The organism is Oceanobacillus sp. FSL K6-0118 (assembly GCF_038006665.1).
In the GTDB taxonomy this organism is placed as follows: Bacteria; Bacillota; Bacilli; order Bacillales; family Amphibacillaceae; genus Oceanobacillus; species Oceanobacillus caeni.
This window is the reverse complement of record NZ_JBBOVR010000001.1, coordinates 1,643,379-1,661,147: the sequence shown is the minus strand read 5'-3', so window position 1 is coordinate 1,661,147 and position 17,769 is coordinate 1,643,379. Positions and strand designations below refer to the sequence as shown.

Sequence of the window (17,769 nt, the reverse complement as noted above, 5' to 3'; positions counted from 1 at the left end):
CTAACCTCTTTCCATTAGTTTCTAATTGGCTCTCTCTTTTTGACCGTTTGGCTTTCACTATCCGCTTTTAACATTTCGTCTAACACTTCTTTAAATAGTTTTTCCGTTTCCTCTGAAGGTTCTTGTCCTTTTACTTCCTTATAGAAAGCTTGAAATAGATCAAAGTCACTCAAACTACTACGATCGACATATTCCCTTTCTTCATTTGGAAAGAGTCCAGAAGAGACATTCTTTCTTTCTACGTGCATCGCATTCGGATAAACGGAGCGTACTTTTTCCATTGGGGATAATACCGGAGCTGTGTCTAGTAAACGTACGAATACATAATCTTCATTCACCGGATGTTTTAGTAAATCTTCCATCGTTGCTTCCACCGTACGAATATCCCTTCTTGGAGTTAAAAGACGCTTATCAAGACTTACGTTCCCATCTTTATCCATATCAACCACTAAGAAGCCTTTTTTATGATTTTCTTCTGAAATCGAATATTTTAAAATCGATCCGGAATAACGAACCGTTTCATCCATTACGTAGTGCGCTTGGTGTAAGTGGCCTAAAGCTGTATAATGAAAAGCTTTAAAATGGTGAGCATCTACATATTCCGCACCACCTATAGATAGGGGTCTTTCTGATTCACTTGTATTCTCTTGTTCTTCTCCAAATGGTGTAACAAAAGCATGTCCAACATACACATGACGTACATTAGGGTCTAATGAATCGTTCATATGCTCGATAGTCTTCCTTGTTGCATCATCATGACTTCGTATTTCATCGTCCTCAAGAATTGTTCGTACGACACTTGGGTCACAATATGGAACAAGATGGAAATGTACCTCCCCATGCTCATCATTCAAAACAACTGGAGTGAAGTCGTTTGTATAGTTACCAATGATATGAAATCCTTTTTCCTTCATGATACTACTGCCGAAATTCAATCTACCTGGACTATCATGATTACCCGCAACAGCAAGGACAGGGGTATTAAGCTTTATTACAATCGTTTCAAGAACTTCATCCAATAAATGGACAGCTTCAGTTGGAGGTACAGCACGATCATATAAGTCACCTGCAATGATAACCACATCGGGCTTTTCCTCTTCTACCGCTTCAACGAACTGCTTTAATACAAAACGCTGATCATCCGTCATATACACCCCTTGAACTAATTTTCCAAGATGCCAATCTGCCGTATGAAAAAACTTCATTATTATCCATGCTCCCTTCTATTCTCATTTAACATATATTTCATTCATTTTTTTAGTTTTATATTTTCATTAATATAGAAGACTCCTATCAGTAGGGTTTTTCCTTCATCCCCTACTAATGGTTAGTCGCACTTATCGGACCTTTTCAGGCAGTTGATCTGCCACCTACTCCTTTGTTTCCCCAGAAGCTTGAGGTAGGATAAACTATAAATCCTTCGTTCTATTATACCATTTTTCAAATTCAAATTAGATTAGTATAGCCTGGTTTTAAAAATGCTAGGATGAGTTTAGCTATTTTGGAATTCCCGTTTAATCCTGTATGATATGGGTATACGTTTAAATACAATTGGAGGTTATCATCGTGACTCAGACATTACAATTTGAAGCGGCTTGGGACAAAACGATAGCAAATAAAGACAGAGAAAAAATAAAGCAGGAATTTATAAGGGTAAAAGAGAATCTTTCAAAGGAAGAAAAAATACAATTTACCACTTTGGGACATGCAATCAATCATAAAGGGGAATTACTAGTAACGGTTCTCGTTCATAATACCTCCAATTCGGATTTCACTTTTCACCATGACACGATTCAGTATCATGCAAATGGTGAATTAATTGCCGGGCATATCTTCACCATTCCTAGATTAGTTATTGAAAAAGAAACAAGTATACCTTGGACATTTATTTTTCCTAAACAACAAATATTAAAAAAAGAAATTCCTTCAAATGGGGTAATACTAATAAATAAGACTTCCATCAGTGGAGGATTTCCTTCATCCACCACTGATAGATAGTATACGGACAATTGATCTCCCACCTACCTTCTTTGTTTCCCCAGAAGCTTGAGGTGGGATAAAATAATGAACGTTTTTTTCGACTCATATTATAAATGTCTTTTAATAACAATAAGAATATATTATATCGCTTTTGAACGGGGTTGATTGAAATGAATAAGGAATCGGAAAATCAAATAAAAGATGAATTAGCTGAAAGGCAGAGATTGGAAGACGTCATTCAGGTTATTAAAAAGAAAAAAATAGCACTGAAGGAGAAAGCCTCGGGTCTAAGAGAGAGTATTATCGATCTTAGAAAGGATTTTTGGGATGATGTTACGGTAAACCTAGACGAACCAGACGATATAATTGAAACACAAGCTAGTTTAAAACAGCAAGCTGAATTTTTAGCTGAACGTGAACGGTCACATGGAAATATAGATCATGAGAGAAAAACATTAGATTCGTTACAAGACTCACCTTATTTTGGCAGAATTGACTTTAAGGAAAACCAGACAAAGGAAGAGGAAAAAATCTACATTGGTAAGGCTTCTCTGATGGATGAAAAGGATGAGAATTTTCTCGTATATGATTGGCGTGCACCTATATCAAGCATGTATTATGACTACGCTCCAGGACCTGCTCAATATGAATCGACGGAAGATACCATAAATGGTGAAATAACATTAAAAAGGCAATATATTATTAGGCAAGGTCAGATGAAAGGTATGTTTGACACCGGCCTCACAATCGGAGATACCCTACTTCAGCATGCTCTTGGTAATAGTGCTAACACAAAAATGCAAAGCATCGTTGCAACGATCCAAAAGGAACAAAATAAAATTATTCGTAACGAACGGAGTAATCTTTTAATTGTGCAAGGAGTGGCTGGAAGTGGAAAAACGTCAGCCGCATTACAGCGCGTAGCCTATTTAATGTATCGTTTTCGTGAAGAGTTAAATGCAAATGACCTTCTCCTTCTTTCACCAAATCCACTATTCTCAAGTTATATCATCAATGTACTTCCGGAATTAGGAGAGACAAATATTGGCCAATCTACCTTCTTACAATTTTTAAGAAAAAGGATTGAAAAAAACATTGAAATTGAATCTCCTTTTGAACAAATCGAGTACACCCTTACAGAACGACATAAGGATAAAAACGATATACGAGTTATAAATATGGACTATAAATCAAGCTTATATTTTAAACAGATGATTGATTCCTATATTTCTTATTTAAACCATACTGGAATTCTTTTTAAAAACATTAAATTTAGAAACGAAATTATCCTATCAAAAGAGGAAATTACTCGATATTTTTATGCACTTGATTCTAGCATTTCTATTCCAAATAAATTGGAACTTGTTTCTAAATGGCTTTTAAAGGAAATTCGTCATATCCAACAAAAGGAAGTTTCTGAAGACTGGGTTTTGGAAGAAATGCAATTATTAGACAAAGAAGATTACCAGAAGGCATTCACTTATAGTCAGGATATGTATGGTGATGAAGATGACCCGCTTCAAGAAGAAATGTTTTTGCGTAAAGAAGTGATTCAGCGGGCATTTGCCCCAATTAAAAAACAAATTAAACGATTGAAGTTTGTCCATGTGCTTGCCACGTACAGGAACCTTTTTGAAAAATGGGAACCAAATCTAAAACCAAAGAATTGGGAAACAATCGCTACATTTACTGTAAAACATTTAAACAAGCGCTATTTAACGTGGGAAGATGCTACACCATATGTATATTTCAAAGGAAAAATTCTTGGACACGATGCAGACCGTTCTATACGTCATTTATTTATTGACGAGGCACAGGATTATTCTGCTTTCCAATTTGCATTTATAAGACATATTTTCCCTTATACGAGAATGACACTTCTAGGCGATGTTAACCAGGGAATATACGCTCATACGACAAGTGAAAATCCTCTTATCCCGGATGCGGTGGAAAGTAACCATGAACGAATTACCTTAACAAAAAGTTATCGATCAACAAAAGAAATTGTAGAATTCTCAAAACACTTTGCTCCCGGTCATTCCATTATTGAACCTTTTGAACGGGAAGGAAAAAAACCTACCCTGCTTCAAACTGAAAATAACTTAGTTCAAACATTGTTATTGGAAATTGAAAAACTACGTAGATATGGTCATGAAACCATCGCACTAATTTGTAAAACAATGGAGGAAACAAATCAGATTTATGAATTACTACGGAAAGAAATTGATTTATATCCAATTAATGAAGAAACTTTTTCTTTTGAAAAAGGCATTTTGGTACTTCCTGTCTATTTAGCAAAAGGGATTGAATTTGATGCAGTTATTATTCCAGATGCATCAAGTAATCAATACAATCGGGAATCTGAGCGAGCGTTATTCTATACAGCATGCACTAGGGCCATGCATGATTTAACAATGGTCTCACCAGGGGAACCTTGCTTGTTTATTAAAGAAGCGGATAACGATACGTTTAAGGTGGGATAGTCTCCCACCTTTTTATTTACCAACAGATGAGCCCTTTACAAAAATCATCACTAGTGTTGCATAAAGTTTTCAGGAAAAAGTCAAGCGAAACCTTTTGTGTCAATATTATTAATAATAGGAATTTTCACTATAAAAATCCATAAAAAAACCTTATAATTAGGGTATAGTAGTCCTGTCCAAATCCCTAACTATAAGGAGCTCACATGGACAATCATACCATAAAAACTGTATTCAAGGAATACATTCATCCATTAGATTCGAAAGTAATACAAAAAATGCTTGATCACGCTCAAATTGATAAATATGTCAAAAAGCTTGATGTACTTACATTTATGAATACATTTATTTATGCGCAGTTGAAGCAACTAGATAACCTTCAGCGGATAAGTGACACGATAAAACGCAAGAAAACTGTCCAAAGATTAGTTGGCATAGAAAGCATTAGTAAATCACAGCTTTCCCGAAAAAATGGGGATATACCATCCGAGATTTTCCAGGTTATCCTACATCATTTAATTCAAAAACTTCACCATATACTTGGACCAAAAACGGCAGGCAAAGCACTTGGAAAGCTTCATCTGATTGATTCATCAACGATTTCGATGTGCCTTAGTCAATATGAATGGGCAGATTTTCGAGATACAAAATCGGGTGTGAAAATGCATACTTCCATTACTTTTTGCGAGGGCATTTCTTACCCAAATGAAGTCATTCTCACACCTGCAAGACCTGCAGATGAAACACAGCTAGATTCATTAATCGTATTAGATAAAAACGTTCTTCATGTATTTGACCGAGGCTATTTCAATTTTAAAAAGTTTGATACCTACTGTGCAGAAGGTATTCGATTTGTCACACGAATTAAAACGAACACGGTCGTACATGTCATCGAGGAATTACCGATTGATTCCTCTTCACCGATCACCCGTCATGCGGTAGTAAAGATCGGAAAGATGAAGAACCCGCTGCAACTCGTTGAAACTGTAGACAGTAAAGGAAATCAGATTCGAATTGTGTGTAATGATGCTAAAGTCAGTGCACAGGAAATGAGTGATCTCTACCGCAACCGCTGGCAGATAGAATTATTTTTCAAATGGGTCAAGCAGCATATGGTTATTAAAAAACTATATGGAAAAAGCGAAAATGCGGTATATAATCAAATCTATTTGGCAATGATTTCTTTCTGTTTAACCCTTTTAATGAAAAACAAAATTGGCTATAAAGGGACCTTGCTGGAAATGTTGCGTTGGATACGGGATTTCTGTTCTCACTCCATCACAACCCTTATCTCTAAAGTATTCAAGGAACCTGAGCGATCATCCCGTGGCCGACGAAGGCTTGATCACGAAAAGGTCTTTCAAGTAACTGTTGCACAATACGAATTAGGAGATGTTTTGCTCTTAGACGATTTAACCTATGACCCGATTATTTAAAAATATTATATAATATTCAAAAAATGGATGAAGGACTACCTTTAGATCCCTGTTATCTTTTTTTCATAAATTAAATATAATATATATCAGAAAATTTCAACATTCAAATCAAAGACACAAATTAAATGGTTGACTTCTATAATTATTTTTTATGCAACGCTAGTGAAAAATCATAAAGTATGTTTTATTCATAATAGAAGAAAAATTGCATATCCGAAAGTTAGCACTAGGGGAGCTACGGTGTGTGGCTGAGAAGAGAAATCTGACCCTTATTACCCGATCTAGATAATACTAGCGTGGGGAAGTGCGGTTCACTGTATGATTCAATGAAACTTAAATACATACATGTAAACTGCATTCCCATACGGAGTGCAGTTTTTTTATTATTATTTTAGGAGGAGATTTTATGAGCAACTATTGTGGGACAAGTAGAATTGCAGGATGTCAGTTTAGTCTACATCCGATGAGTGACCGGTTTGTAGATATTATTCTATCAACACTGGAAGAGGTCGATACATCAAAAGTATGGAAGAATACAGATGATGTGAGCACATGTATTCGGGGGAAAATGGTTCATGTTTTTGATGTAACAAAGGCCATTTTCCTTCATGCAGCAAAAACGGGAGAGCATGTTGCTATGAACGGAACCTTTTCTATTGGTTGCCCGGGGGATTCAGATGCCGATGTGTACATGGATGAAACAGATACCCCGTTGAACGAAGAAAAGGTGAAGTCCATCTCCCAAGTCGCTGGTTGTAAATTTTCTCTTTATCCGTTAGGAAGAGAAGATTATATGGATAAAATCTATGAACAAATCGATTTATCCAAACACCGTAACGTTAAAGTAATATCTACCCATTATGCTACAAGATTGGATGGAGATGTGCATAATCTCTTTCAAGCATTATATGAATCTTTTAAACTTATTCAGGATCAAGTTTCTCATGTTACGATGACATTTAGTCTTTCTGCGAATAGTCCAACGAATCAAGCATAAGGAGTTTGTAAAATGACAAATCAGTGGAAATTAAAAGAAATAGTTCTTATGTCCATATTAGGTGTCGTATTTGGGATTATATATTTAGCCTTTTTCTTAGTTGGTCAGGTTATCCAAAATATTCTTGCCCCATTTGGTCTAGCTCCATTTGGTTATGAGATTATTTTTGGAATATGGTTTATTGTTTCTATCGTGGCGGCTTACATATTGCGTAAACCAGGAGTTGCCTTTACCGCAGAAGTAATTGCAGGAATTACCGAAGTGTTACTAGGAACTACTGCAGGACCGGGACTTATTCTTTCTGCTGCGGTCCAAGGTGCAGGTGCAGAACTCGCATTTGCTTTGACAAAATGGAAAGATTATCGATTACGCGTGTTAATATTTTCCGGTATGTCCGCAGCGCTGATTAGTTTTGTATGGCACCTATTTTACGCTGGAAACATTACATTAACACCATGGTTACTTGTTGCTACATTAGTTGTGCGTGTAATCAGCGGAGCACTCCTTGCAGGGGTTCTAGGGAAATGGATAAGTGATCAACTTGCAAAAACAGATGTACTACGTGGATATGCATTAGGAAAGGAGCTGCAAAAACGACGTGAAACAGGAGCAGCGTAGACCTCTACTTCTTATCGAAAACTTTTCATTTGACTATGAAAGCTTAGACCAACCAATAATTAATAGAATCCAATTTTCGTTGAATAAAAATGAGACGACTATTCTTATGGGGTCTAGCGGTTCTGGGAAAAGCAGCCTCGCCCTTTGTTTAAATGGATTGTACCCTGATGCCGTTGAAGGTGTTTCTTCCGGTGAAATCTATTATCGTGGAAAAAACATACGTGATTTCAAAAAAGGAGAATTAAATCAGGAAATCGGGATTGTTTTTCAGGATCCTGAAAGCCAATTTTGTATGATTACAATAGAAGATGAACTCGCGTTCACGTTGGAAAACATTAAGACCCCTCCTTCCGAGATGGCTCGGCGCATCTCGGAGGTATTAAAATTAGTCGGAATGGATGGGTTACAGAATAGAAAAATTCATGAGTTATCAGGTGGACAAAAGCAGAAGATCGCCCTAGCATCTGTTCTTCTGCTTGAACCTAATATGTTAATTTTAGATGAGCCTACAGCAAATTTGGACCCTGTTTCTAGTCTTGAGTTTATTCAGTTAATTAAATGTGTTCAGGAAAAACATCAATTAGCCGTTCTTATTATTGAGCATCAAGCAGATGATTGGCTAGATATCGTAGACAGAGTCCTTGTGATGGGAAGAAGTGGCGAACTGATTGCGGATGGAAATGTGAATTCTATCTTTATGGAAAAGAAAACATTATTGGAGCAAGAAGGCGTATTTTTACCAAAACGATTTTCCAATACTGCTGATTCCTTTCGCAACTTCAACCATCGTATCCTCCCTTCAGAAGATGTGATTTTAACTGTAAAAGACATGAGTTTCTATCGAAAGAAACAAATCATTTTGAATGAAATAAATTTAAACATACGGAGCGGGGAATTCATCGCAATTATTGGAGAAAACGGAGCTGGTAAGTCTACACTACTACAATTAATGGCTGGATTATTAACCCCATTTAAAGGAAATATTTACTTTTTCGATAAACCAATGGAACATTGGGACCAAAAAGAACTTAGAAAACGAATGGGATACGTTTTTCAAAATCCAGAACATCAATTTATTACGGACACCGTGTTGGAGGAGTTAACATTTGGCTTGAAATTAAATGGATATTCGGAGAAAAAAATAAATTCTACAGCAACCAAACTTATGAGGGAATTTCACCTAGAAAAACATCGATTTAGTAATCCTTTCTCCTTAAGCGGTGGGCAAAAACGACGTTTAAGTGTTGCAACAATGGTGGATGAGACACCAGATATTTTATTTTTTGATGAGCCAACGTTTGGTCAAGATGCTCGAACAACAAGGGAATTCATGAACATGATTGAACGACTAAGAGAAAGTGGGACAACCATTGTCTTTGTTACCCATGATATGGACATTGTGGATATAACAAATCGCGCAATTGTATTACACAAACAGAACATTGTCTATAATGGCGAACCTGAAAAGCTCTGGCAACAGGAAAAGATTTTGAAAAAAGCAAGATTACGCTTGCCTTATCGAATCCGAAACAATCATGAAGAAGGTGCTGTTTAATGATCTCGTCTATTAATCCATCTATAAAGGCAATAGCGGTATTAATACCAGGCATTTTACTTAGTTTTACTTTTGATGTATTTACACCACTTTCCTATTTTATATTTATTCTATTCGTAACCTTTACTATGGGGGATATCTCGGTTATAAAATGGCTCAAATTCTTCAGTCCGTTCTTTCTCGTTGCATTAAGCTTTGCTTGGATGACGATTCTTTATACAAATCAAACCTTTTCCTATGGAGAAGTTATGTTTACATTATGGAGGTTTGAAATAACTACTGGCAGTATACTTACAGGGACTAGTCTCGCACTTCGGTCTCTTTGCTTTGTGGCATTGTCTCTATTATTCGCTTTAACAACGGATTCCACTAAATTTATGCTTAGCCTTATGCAACAATGTAAAGTACCACCTAAAATCACATATGGTATTTTAGCTGGATATCGGTTTTTACCTTTATTTCAACAGGAATTACAGATATTAAGACAGGCACATCGCATCCGTGGTGTAGGAAGAACAAAAGGGTTAAAAGGAAAAATAAATCAATTCCGTAGATATGCAATTCCGCTACTAGCTAATGGGATTCGCAAGGCGGAACGAGTAGCTATTGCTATGGAATCAAAGGGGTTTACTGGAGATACAGATCGTACCCACTATCATCAGATGACCATCGAAAAAAAAGACTGGATCTTTTTTTCCTTTATTGTCGGGGGATTTATTATAATAGTTGTATTTTCGTATAATTTGGGGTATCTAAATATATTCGGAAAAAGGGTTTAGGAAATGGCTGGGACATTACTAAATGGGGTACAGCCAACATTTCGGAAATTTTGTACGCTAAGCAAATTTCGACATGATAAAATTCGATTTTCCTTACTTTAAGGGGTCCAACAGTAAAATGTTCATATCGGTTTTGTTGGTATCCCTAGTTAGCCTAAGATAGGCTAGAATATGTAACAAAAAAAGGAAGCGCTTTGCTTCCTTTTTTAGATTTTTAATCCCGTTAATTATCATCTTGTTTTCTTAACAATTTTTCACAGAGTTCCACACAAATACCTTGTGAGCTAAACCTTTTCAACAGTTCGCTTAAATTGACTGACAAACCATTATCTTGTAATATTTCTTCAAACTGTTGGTAGGTTAAATCAGGCATGATTTTTGCTTTCTTTTCCGGAAAAGTCGCTTGAAATTTTTTGTTAATATCTTCTGTTTTAGACTCTAGTACAATTGCTGTGGATGTGAAAGTCAAAATTGTTTCAATGAAATCAATATCAGTATTAGATAATCCTTTACTTCCTAACCATTCACTAACAGTTTCATTTTCCATACTATTTCACTCCTAAAAAAATAACCAATCAGCACCGCGAATTGCCCAAGCTACAGCGATTGATATATTTTCAGCTACTCCTTTGCTAACCCTTGTGTTATCTTTAAACCATACAGGAAGCTGAGTACGAACTTCATTAGCTTCGTTGGCCCCTGCATTTTCAAACTTCTTCAAAAAATTCCCTATCTTTACACTATTGCTTTTAAATGTTCTTGCAGTGGCAGAATCAATAATTTTGAAGGCTCTAGCTGCATCAATAACTTCATCTCCACCTTTTAAAAGTAACTGAGAAACTTTTATAACAGCTTTTGATTTAGCTCCAAACGGAACGATTTTCCCTTCGCCAGCCTCACTCTCATTAATAGATTTTTCATAAGCAATTTGAGAAAGTATAGCTATCTCTTCTGCACTATATCTATCAGAGGCATATCTTTCAGCGGCGTTTATTGGCTCTTCATCATAGTTATCTTCCCATACTGCATCTCCTTCTTCATAAACTTCATTAATTCCTTCTGCTGCAAATACATTTGGTGCAAATGCTAATACACCACTAAATAACAGAACACTTACCATGATCGTTAACCCGAGTTTCCTTAAAAGTTTTTCCATAGGTTTACCTCTTCTCTCTTTTTTCTCTTACACTATTAAAATACTACACTAAATTTACACATTTTTCTATACTTTACAATATATCTTACTTACTATTTAAGAGGGAATAATTTCTTCGGAAAACAAGAGTAACTTTCAGGAATGAATCATACATTGAAAAAAAATTACTGGAAGGTGGTATAATTAAGAGTGTAGAAAGCAATGTTAATCTAAAAAACCCACCAATGAGCAGAGCAACCGCAGATGAACTTTTACCGGCGCTAGATGCTATCGAGCATATTCCTGATGAATTATTGGAAAAAGGATCCCCAGAAGAAATCAAAAAATATTTTATGGAGACCTTACCTAGAATTCGCACACAAAGTGTATGGAGTTGTAGTTTGGCAATTAGCGAATTGCTTGTTATGAATGCAATACCGATTGCAAGACTTACTAAGATAAAGAAATATGTTAAAGCATTGGAAGGAGCATGGGAAACTGCAAAACTACTGGTAGGTGCTACAACAGCAGGTGAAAAAGTAGCAACTCCCTCAGCCCTTATTGCGGAATTATCAGGTTTTACAAACGTAAGGAATGAATGTGGGTTTTAAAATGATAGGAGTATCATTTTGATCTGGAGTTTAATCACATCATTCATTCTTAATGTAGCGTTCTTAATTTATATTGTTGTTTTAACTAATAAGGTTAAAGTTTTAAGAAAGGAAACTGCAAAGCCTAGTGAAAACAATGATGAATTAATTGCCTTAGCACAGGAGAAATTGAAAACTCTTGGTGACATTAAGACTATAAAGTATCTAAGAGAAGAAAAAGGCATGTCAATGTTGGACGCTAAGCAACTTGTAGATGCTTTAAAAAAACAGGAGTAGCTTTTGCTACTCCTGTTTTTACGTTTCCCCAGTACGGGGTCCCACCAACGCTACCCCCTTTAATAATTTTTGTCAAAAAGCATACTTTGTGACACGTTAGAAAACAGTTAATATTACCGTGTCATAAAGTGTGTTTTTTAATTTTGAAACATTTCAATTTATTGATATACTTTTTGACATATATTGATAAATAGTTTTATAGAAAGGGGTTATTAATTTTGAAGATTGGATATGCTCGTGTTTCAGCTAAGGACCAAAACCCGGAACGACAGCTTAAAAAATTTCGGGAGCTTGGAATTGAAGAACGTTATATCTTTATTGACAAGCAAAGTGGAAAGGATTTTAACCGACCACAGTATCAAGGGATGCTTCTAATTATTCGGGAAGGGGATTTATTGTACCTTGATGCACTGGACCGATTAGGAAGGGATTACGATGGTATCATTCGGGAATGGAAGTATATTACTCGGGAGCTGAATGCAGATATTGTAGTCCTAGAAAATGAAACCCTTTTTGATAGTAGGAAATTTCGAACTATGGGCGATCTTGGAAAATTAATGGAAGACCAATTTTTAAGTTTACTTTCCTATGTCGCTGAGCAAGAACGTAAAAAAAATAAGCTGCGTCAGGCAGAAGGAATTGAAGTGGCCAAGAATAACGGTGTACGATTCGGGCGTCGTAAGTACGAAATTAATGAGGACTTCATTCGAGTGTATTCGGAATGGAAGTCTGGATTAATCACTGCGACGGAAGGAATGAAGCGTCTTAATTTAAAGCCTAATACTTTTTATCGAAGGGTAAAGGAGTATGAAAACCAAAGAAAAGCGTGAAAATCTTGCATGGAAAAGAAATTCTTACAATAGACCAACGACAAGAGGTAATGATCCCTCCTAAGCGAATGGGAGCTTGCTTCTTACTACTGCTTATCAGAACATGATTCAGAATTTTTGAATAGGGAAATTAAGGAATTTCAAAATTAATTATAAGGATTGATTTAACTTGAGTGTGAAAGAATTGCTGTCACCAGAACAGCGAAAAGAAATATTAAACCTTAATAATTTATCAGAATTTGAATTTACTTCTTATTACAGTCTATCAGACTATGATATTGAAGTTATAAATCGTCATCGAAGAGATCATAATCGATTGGGGTTTGGACTTCAATTATGCATTCTTAGATACCCCGGTTGTCATTTAACTAATGTGTTAGAAATACCCGATAACCTTATTAAATATGTAACTGCTCAAATTAATGTGCATCCAGAAGTTTATTCTTCATATGCTCAACGTGATACAACTAGGCGTGAGCATTTAGAAGTGTATGGATATAGAGATTTTAATAACGGTGATTATCGCAAGATCTCTAGTACTCTTTTAAAGGATGCGTTGGAAAATGGAAATGCTTTGTATCTAGTACGCACTGCGATTGATTTATTAAGAAAGGAAAAAATAATCCTTCCTGCAATACCAACAATCGAGAGGATGGTTTGGTTAGCTAGAACACGTGCAGAGAAAAAAATATATGCCAAACTAATAAGTAATCTTTCTGAAAGAAATAAACGTGAACTAGAAAAACTGATTGATTTAACGGTAAATAATAATAAAACTCAATTAGCTTGGCTTAGAGAAATTCCCGGACAGTCGTCACCGTATTCTTTTTTAAAGGTAATAAAAAGATTAAAGTACATTAAAGAAATGAACATTGCAGCTGATACGGGATTAATCCACCCCAATAGACTTTTACAATTAGCACGAATTGGGGCGAGATATGAACCCCATTCTTTTAGAAGATTTAAAGAAGATAAAAGATATGCATTATTAGTTGCTCACTTAATCACTCTCTCCCAAGACTTAACTGATCATGCCATTGAGATTCATGATAGACAAATGATGGTGTTACAAGCAAAAGGTAGAAAAAGTCAAGAAGAAATGCAAAAACAAAATGGAAAGTCAGTAAATGAAAAAGTTGTGCATTATGCAGATATAGGAACGGCTTTAATTAAAGCCAAAGAGGAAGGGATCGATCCTTATTTGGCATTAGAGCAGGTAATGCCTTGGGAAAAAATTGTAGAATCGATTGAAGAAGCTAAATTATTATCAAGACCAATGGACTACGATTATCTTGATTTAATAAAAACACGATATAACTATTTAAGGAAATATACTCCAAGCCTATTGGATTCTTTAGAATTCAAATCTACTAAATCAGCAGAACCTTTATTAAAAGCATTAGGCACTATACGTGAGTTAAATAATTCTGGAAAAAGGAAAGTACCTGAAGGCTCGCCTTTGAATTTTGTTCCTAAACGTTGGCAAAAGCATGTCTTTGATGATGAAGGAAACATTAACCGTCAATATTATGAAATGGCTGCTTTAACAGAACTCAAAAACTATATCCGTTCTGGTGATGTTTGGGTTGAAGGTAGTCGATTACATAAGGATTTTGAAGAATATCTAGTGCCAAAAGACGATTGGGGAAAAGCAAAAGTTCAAGGGACTAATATAGCTGTTAATGTGAATTTTGATCAGTATATATCAGAAAGATATGAAACTTTAAATACGAAACTTAAATGGATTTCCAAAAATATTGATAATATCGAAAGTATCAACATAAAAAAACAAAAGATACATGTTAAGAGATTACAAGCAGATACACCTGAAGAAGCTAGAAATTTTAGCTTATCTCTTTATAAAATGCTTCCAAGAGTTAAACTCACTGATTTATTAATGGAAGTAGCTGAATGGACTGGATTTGAGGAGTCCTTTGTTCACGCTTCTTCCAATCAAGCACCTAAAGGTGAGGAAAAATCTGTTATAATGGCAACGTTAATGGCTATGGGTACAAATATTGGATTAACTAAAATGGCAGAGGCTACTCCCGATATATCATATCGCCAGATGGCTAATGTTATGCAATGGAGATTACATGAAGATGCGATGAATCGTGCTCAAGCAACGTTAGTAAATTATCAGCACCGTCTTTCTTTGGTTTCATATTGGGGAGATGGAACAACTTCATCTTCAGATGGTATGCGTGTTCCTGTCGGTGTATCATCATTACATGCAGATTCAAACCCACATTATGGAACGGGAAAAGGTACAACCATTTATCGATTTACAAGTGATCATTTCTCTTCATTTTATGCAAAGGTAATCAACACGAATGCGAGAGATGCCGTACACGTGATAGATGGATTATTACACCATGAATCCGACCTTTCAATTGAGGAGCATTACACAGATACAGCTGGTTATACGGATCAAGTTTTCGGATTAAGTCATTTATTAGGATTTCGCTTTGCTCCAAGATTGAGAGACATAAGCGACGCAAAATTATATACCCTTACGTCTCCTGATGATTTTCCGAGTATAAAAGTCATACTACGGGGAAAGATTAACACGAAGGTTATTAAAGAAAATTTTGATGATGTATTAAGGCTGGCCCATTCAATTCGGGAAGGAAGAGTTTCTGGATCATTAATGATGGGGAAATTAGGTTCGTATGCAAGACAAAACAAAATTGCCACAGCTCTTCGAGAGATTGGAAGAATTGAAAAAACAATTTTTATTCTTGACTATATTACGAATGAAACATTAAGAAGAAGGATACATCGTGGGTTAAATAAGGGAGAAGCCATGAATGGATTGGCTAGAGCCTTATTTTTTGGTAAACGTGGGGAATTCAGAGAACGTGGCATGCAAGATCAATTACAAAGAGCTAGTGCTTTAAATATATTAATAAATGCAATTAGCGTTTGGAATACAGTGTATTTGGGTGAAGCAACAAAAGAATTAAAGAAACATGATGCCTTAAAAGAAGAATTACTCCCACATATTTCACCTCTAGGTTGGGAACATATTAATCTTCTTGGCGAATATAAGTTTGATTCAAATAGGTTACCAGCTAATATGCTAAGACCCTTAAAAAAAATTTAATCTGTATCTGAAGCCAAATTCCTTAACGTACAGGTATTTGGCTTTTTTTGTGTCAAAATTTGCTTAGCGTACAAAATTTCCGAAATGTTGGCTGTACCCCTAAATTGCTATTCATAAAGCCGAATATTTTCTAATTTAATGAAGCAATATAATAAAAAAACAAACTATTAGGAAACTCTAAATTAGAATTTCAGGTGAAAGTTCGGTTTTTTCATGACTGAAATACTTTTGTCCCAGCTCCTTCTGTTTTCCAAGCACTTTTATAAAGAAGACTTCCAGCAGAAAGGGGGATCCTTCATCCCCTACTGATGGTTAGTCACACTTATCAGACCTTTACGGACAATAACACTCCCACCTACCTGAGGTGGGATAAAGAAAACTTGAGGAGACTAGGCTTTTTCACGATCTTCTTTTGTAGGCCCCATCACACCGGGAACCGGTAGACCGGCCTGGCGAAGTAACACAGTCATTTGTCCACGATGATGTGTTTGATGATCAATGAAAAGTCTTAATACTGCACCCCTTGGAGATGTGTGTCCATGCATTTCGACTTCTTCGGCAAATTTCTCATCGGTCATATTTTCTTTTACTTCATGTTCAACCGCTAAAGCAACCTTTTTATATGCCTCCACAATTTCACTAGCTTTATGAGGAACAGCTTGAGGATCTCCTGTCTCAACGTTTAACCCAACTAACCCTAAGAAATACGCAGGAGCTGTTGCTAAATGCCAGCCTAACCATCCTAATGTACTATGACCTTCGACAATAGCCTGTCCTAATGTATCATCTGTTAATGATTCAAGAACTTGAATGGTACCATGAGATGCATGTGACCAATCTAATAAAAAGTCTTCCACTTTTCTATACATAACGATTACTCCTTCATCTTGTTAAAATTCTTTTGTAATTCTATTATACTAGAGCTACTACAAACAATTCCAATTGTTGAATCCATTTTTTTGCACTATATTATTTTTCTATATAATAATGCCATATTCCATTTTTCATTTCTTTTGATACTCTTCCACTTATCTCAAGATAATCAAGATGACCGATGATTTCGGACATTACCAAAGAAAATTGACTATGATAGCTTTTCTTATAAAACTTCCTTGCGATTTCGTCTCCAGTTGTTGTCCCTTCTTCTATTACTTTTCTTATTTTTTCTGCTTTAAGCTCAATACCATCTATTCTCTTCCTTATTAATGAACTGGGATTTTGAATGATATTTCCATGTCCTGAATAGATTCGTTCTATATCCAACTTTTGAACCTTTTCAAGGGATTGTTTATGTTGAAGTAGTGTCGGGAGTTTTTTTCCATTAAAATCAGGCTCCACAAGAGCATTACTTGAGATATGTTCGATCATTAAATCGCCTGCTATCATTTCTTTGTTTTCTAAACTGTGTAATGCAATTTGGTCTGGCGCATGCCCTGGAACTTCTATAACATCAAAATGAAGATGTTTAGCACCTATTGGAATAATTTCAGACTCGACTTGCTGATTGCTATTTCTTTCAATAGACTTTTTCAAAAAGGAAATTTGTTTATCTCCTGCGTCTCCACAACCCATTTCTTCATATAATTTCGCATAAAAGTCTACTCTCATCTCTAAAAAACGAGGATCTCTTTTCAATCGTGGAATAGCATCCTTATGCGCATATACAGGAATTGGATGCTTTCTAGTAATTGGATTTACTAGCCCGACATGATCATAATGATTGTGGGTTAAAATAATTTCTGTTAAGTCACCTGTAGAAAAGCCATTTTCCTGTAATGTAAGTTCTAATGCTTTGTAAGACTCTTTATTATTAAATCCGGCATCGACCAAGCTTAATGATTGCTCTGTTTTCACTATATAAAAATTTACTGTTTTCAAATTGGCTGGAGCATCCACCATGATAGGAAATATATTATGTACTTCTTTCATTTTTTAAAACCCCCCTCCTTTTCCTATATGTTTAAAT

16 protein-coding genes and 1 riboswitch are annotated in these 17,769 nt (G+C 35.7%); of the genes, 11 read left to right on the top strand and 5 right to left on the bottom strand.

Features of this window, described 5'->3' with window-relative positions; genetic code table 11:
• Positions 1-14: 14 nt before the first annotated feature.
• Positions 15-1,205, bottom strand: coding sequence for an exonuclease SbcCD subunit D (locus MHI02_RS08625; RefSeq protein ID WP_145524080.1), 1,191 nt, complete (start codon positions 1,203-1,205; stop codon positions 15-17).
• Positions 1,206-1,566: 361 nt separating this feature from the next.
• Between MHI02_RS08625 and MHI02_RS08620 the strand changes: the two genes are divergently transcribed.
• The 7 genes from MHI02_RS08620 to MHI02_RS08590 all read left to right on the top strand — a co-directional run bounded on the left by MHI02_RS08620 (position 1,567) and on the right by MHI02_RS08590 (position 9,845).
• Positions 1,567-1,998 carry an SLAP domain-containing protein gene (locus MHI02_RS08620; RefSeq protein ID WP_047185759.1) on the top strand — a complete coding sequence of 144 codons (432 nt, stop codon included), beginning with the start codon at positions 1,567-1,569 and terminating at the stop codon, positions 1,996-1,998.
• 152 nt (positions 1,999-2,150) lie between these two features.
• The gene (gene helD / locus MHI02_RS08615) at positions 2,151-4,463 is read left to right on the top strand and encodes an RNA polymerase recycling motor HelD (RefSeq protein ID WP_341165848.1); all 2,313 of its coding nucleotides are present in this window, start codon (positions 2,151-2,153) and stop codon (positions 4,461-4,463) included.
• A 203-nt stretch (positions 4,464-4,666) separates the two neighbouring features.
• The gene (locus MHI02_RS08610) at positions 4,667-5,896 is read left to right on the top strand and encodes an IS4 family transposase (RefSeq protein WP_047185988.1); all 1,230 of its coding nucleotides are present in this window, start codon (positions 4,667-4,669) and stop codon (positions 5,894-5,896) included.
• Positions 5,897-6,114: 218 nt separating this feature from the next.
• Positions 6,115-6,216, top strand: a riboswitch (TPP riboswitch).
• 86 nt (positions 6,217-6,302) lie between these two features.
• A complete protein-coding gene (locus MHI02_RS08605; RefSeq protein ID WP_047185757.1) occupies positions 6,303-6,893 on the top strand; it encodes a YkoF family thiamine/hydroxymethylpyrimidine-binding protein in 591 nt (196 codons plus the stop codon).
• 12 nt (positions 6,894-6,905) lie between these two features.
• Positions 6,906-7,511, top strand: a complete 606-nt coding sequence (locus MHI02_RS08600; protein WP_204798559.1) for an ECF transporter S component — start codon at positions 6,906-6,908, stop codon at positions 7,509-7,511.
• Positions 7,492-9,066 (top strand): energy-coupling factor transporter ATPase, encoded by a 1,575-nt coding sequence (locus tag MHI02_RS08595; protein WP_204798558.1) that lies wholly within the window; start codon positions 7,492-7,494, stop codon positions 9,064-9,066. The genes MHI02_RS08600 and MHI02_RS08595 overlap by 20 nt, the downstream gene beginning before the upstream one ends.
• The gene (locus tag MHI02_RS08590) at positions 9,066-9,845 is read left to right on the top strand and encodes an energy-coupling factor transporter transmembrane component T family protein (protein WP_047185754.1); all 780 of its coding nucleotides are present in this window, start codon (positions 9,066-9,068) and stop codon (positions 9,843-9,845) included. Before MHI02_RS08595 ends, MHI02_RS08590 begins: the two co-directional genes overlap by 1 nt.
• Before the next feature lie 223 nt (positions 9,846-10,068).
• Here MHI02_RS08590 and MHI02_RS08585 read toward each other — a convergent pair whose 3' ends face one another.
• Both MHI02_RS08585 and MHI02_RS08580 read right to left on the bottom strand, forming a co-directional pair.
• Positions 10,069-10,392, bottom strand: coding sequence for a hypothetical protein (locus tag MHI02_RS08585; RefSeq protein ID WP_047185753.1), 324 nt, complete (start codon positions 10,390-10,392; stop codon positions 10,069-10,071).
• Between the two features lie 12 nt (positions 10,393-10,404).
• Positions 10,405-11,001, bottom strand: a complete 597-nt coding sequence (locus tag MHI02_RS08580; RefSeq protein WP_204798557.1) for a hypothetical protein — start codon at positions 10,999-11,001, stop codon at positions 10,405-10,407.
• Positions 11,002-11,225: 224 nt separating this feature from the next.
• On the opposite strand from MHI02_RS08580, the gene MHI02_RS08575 reads away from it, so the two are divergent.
• The 4 genes from MHI02_RS08575 (at position 11,226) to MHI02_RS08560 (ending at position 15,803) form a co-directional block, all read left to right on the top strand.
• Positions 11,226-11,591 carry a hypothetical protein gene (locus MHI02_RS08575; RefSeq protein ID WP_052771746.1) on the top strand — a complete coding sequence of 122 codons (366 nt, stop codon included), beginning with the start codon at positions 11,226-11,228 and terminating at the stop codon, positions 11,589-11,591.
• Positions 11,592-11,609: 18 nt separating this feature from the next.
• Positions 11,610-11,867 carry a hypothetical protein gene (locus MHI02_RS08570; protein WP_061794319.1) on the top strand — a complete coding sequence of 86 codons (258 nt, stop codon included), beginning with the start codon at positions 11,610-11,612 and terminating at the stop codon, positions 11,865-11,867.
• A 218-nt stretch (positions 11,868-12,085) separates the two neighbouring features.
• A complete protein-coding gene (locus MHI02_RS08565) occupies positions 12,086-12,697 on the top strand; it encodes a recombinase family protein (RefSeq protein ID WP_047185750.1) in 612 nt (203 codons plus the stop codon).
• A gap of 169 nt (positions 12,698-12,866) precedes the next feature.
• Positions 12,867-15,803, top strand: coding sequence for a Tn3 family transposase (locus MHI02_RS08560; RefSeq protein ID WP_328149786.1), 2,937 nt, complete (start codon positions 12,867-12,869; stop codon positions 15,801-15,803).
• A gap of 389 nt (positions 15,804-16,192) precedes the next feature.
• Here the strand turns inward: MHI02_RS08560 and MHI02_RS08555 are convergent, their stop codons facing one another.
• Together MHI02_RS08555 and MHI02_RS08550 are read right to left on the bottom strand one after the other, a co-directional pair.
• Positions 16,193-16,672, bottom strand: a complete 480-nt coding sequence (locus tag MHI02_RS08555) for a DinB family protein (RefSeq protein ID WP_047185748.1) — start codon at positions 16,670-16,672, stop codon at positions 16,193-16,195.
• A 100-nt stretch (positions 16,673-16,772) separates the two neighbouring features.
• Positions 16,773-17,732, bottom strand: coding sequence for an MBL fold metallo-hydrolase (locus tag MHI02_RS08550; protein WP_047185747.1), 960 nt, complete (start codon positions 17,730-17,732; stop codon positions 16,773-16,775).
• Positions 17,733-17,769: the final 37 nt, after the last annotated feature.

Excerpts from the sequence above, each read along its gene's own strand:
- MHI02_RS08625 (WP_145524080.1), bottom strand. The coding sequence starts at position 1,205 with ATGAAGTTTTTTCATACGGCAGATTGGCATCTTGGAAAATTAGTTCAA.
- helD (WP_341165848.1), top strand. The coding sequence starts at position 2,151 with ATGAATAAGGAATCGGAAAATCAAATAAAAGATGAATTAGCTGAAAGG.
- MHI02_RS08610 (WP_047185988.1), top strand. The coding sequence starts at position 4,667 with ATGGACAATCATACCATAAAAACTGTATTCAAGGAATACATTCATCCA.
- MHI02_RS08605 (WP_047185757.1), top strand. The coding sequence starts at position 6,303 with ATGAGCAACTATTGTGGGACAAGTAGAATTGCAGGATGTCAGTTTAGT.
- MHI02_RS08600 (WP_204798559.1), top strand. The coding sequence starts at position 6,906 with ATGACAAATCAGTGGAAATTAAAAGAAATAGTTCTTATGTCCATATTA.
- MHI02_RS08590 (WP_047185754.1), top strand. The coding sequence starts at position 9,066 with ATGATCTCGTCTATTAATCCATCTATAAAGGCAATAGCGGTATTAATA.
- MHI02_RS08585 (WP_047185753.1), bottom strand. The coding sequence starts at position 10,392 with ATGGAAAATGAAACTGTTAGTGAATGGTTAGGAAGTAAAGGATTATCT.
- MHI02_RS08580 (WP_204798557.1), bottom strand. The coding sequence starts at position 11,001 with ATGGAAAAACTTTTAAGGAAACTCGGGTTAACGATCATGGTAAGTGTT.
- MHI02_RS08575 (WP_052771746.1), top strand. The coding sequence starts at position 11,226 with ATGAGCAGAGCAACCGCAGATGAACTTTTACCGGCGCTAGATGCTATC.
- MHI02_RS08555 (WP_047185748.1), bottom strand. The coding sequence starts at position 16,672 with ATGTATAGAAAAGTGGAAGACTTTTTATTAGATTGGTCACATGCATCT.
- MHI02_RS08550 (WP_047185747.1), bottom strand. The coding sequence starts at position 17,732 with ATGAAAGAAGTACATAATATATTTCCTATCATGGTGGATGCTCCAGCC.